Origin of the sequence: Streptomyces capoamus, assembly GCF_014654935.1 — a bacterium.
GTDB classification, from domain to species: Bacteria; Actinomycetota; Actinomycetes; order Streptomycetales; family Streptomycetaceae; genus Streptomyces; species Streptomyces capoamus.
Map to the genome: position 1 here is coordinate 239,622 of NZ_BNBF01000004.1, position 1,351 is coordinate 240,972.

Sequence of the window (1,351 nt, forward strand, 5' to 3'; positions counted from 1 at the left end):
GACGTAGCCGCCGGCGCCGCCATCGGTCTGGCCAGCGCCTGGCTCGCTCACCGCGCACCGCGCGTTGTCCGCCGCCACAGGTTCTACAAGGCTGAGGGGACCGGTCGCATCTCTAGGCCGAGCATCCGGAAGCGGGCCAGCAGGCCCGAACAGATGCGCCTCGTCGAAATCTCGCCGCACAACACCGTCTGGTTTCCGATCACCACAGCCTTCAGCTCGGGGAACGCCTCTGCGACGGCCTCCGGGACGGGACCGACGACACGGAACTCGTATCCGAGCGCCACGCAGGCATAGCCTCAGGCTGCACCGGACCGGTTCGACAAACATCACCCGCAACAGGTGGGTTCGTTGTTCGCGTCTCCTTAGCAGTCGGGCTGGGCTGCCGCGGCTCCGAACTTGCGCGGTGCCGCCTTCGGCCTGCTGGGACGAGGGGGTGTCGACGAAGCTGCAGGGCGGCAGAGGGCCGTTGACCCGCAGCTGGAGATGCGGGTGCTCCTGGCGGCGCTCGTCGACCGCCGCCAGGAATTGCTCCGCTGCACCGCGTCCCACCAGGAAGGAGAGGTTGGCCAGCCAGCCGGTGCTCTGCGGCCCGGCGCTGACCGCCTTGGCCAACGGCTGAAGCGCCTGCTGCAGCCACATCGTCAGCCACTTCTGCGCCACGTGCACATAGTCGGTAGCCCGGCACACCAGCCACGGCGGAGCTACCCCGCCCTCGAACAGCCACTCCAGCCGTGCACGCCGCGCGGCATACGGCTCCGCCAGCAGCACCTCACCGCCGGCCTGGAGGACGTCGAAGGCGACGAAGCTCGCCGGCATCTCGGCGGCCAGCCGCACGGCGGTAGCCCGCGCGAGGCGGCCCGGTGCTGCAAGACCTCGAAGGCCAGCCACCCGCCGTCCACTGCGACGACCAGCTCGCCGTCGCGGACCAGGCCGCCGGGCGTGGCCCGCGCGCTCCTTGTATGGAAGGGCGCACACCCTCCATCGCAGACGCCGGGCGTGGCGCCAAGGTTGCCGCCGAAGGCTGGGGGAGTGGAACGCGGCGTGCTTTCCAGCCGCCGGTCGGCTGTTCCTTCGGAGGGGGCTTGTCAGCGTCAGGTGCGGTCACTGTTCCGGTGGTGGCGGATCGGTTGTGGCGGTTTCGTCGGGTCGGTGGCGTGCTGTCGGCCAGGTGATCGCTGCCTAGCGCAGGAGTGGTTCCGGTGCCTCGCCCTTCCGGCTGGGGATGGGGCTCGGTCGGGGGGCACGGATGCGGGGGAGGGGTTGGTGGGGCGCGTGGGGGGGGGCACGACGCGGCGCAATGAGCCTGGTTTGAACGGCAGTTGCGTGTCACAGGATGTCAGATGCACTCTCC

1 protein-coding gene is annotated in these 1,351 nt (G+C 70.3%); it reads right to left on the minus strand.

The window, feature by feature from the left end; translation table 11 throughout:
* Positions 1–834: GvpL/GvpF family gas vesicle protein (locus IE312_RS44265; protein WP_370467533.1), on the minus strand; the 834-nt coding region annotated here is incomplete at its 3' end.
* Positions 835–1,351 lie beyond the last annotated feature (517 nt).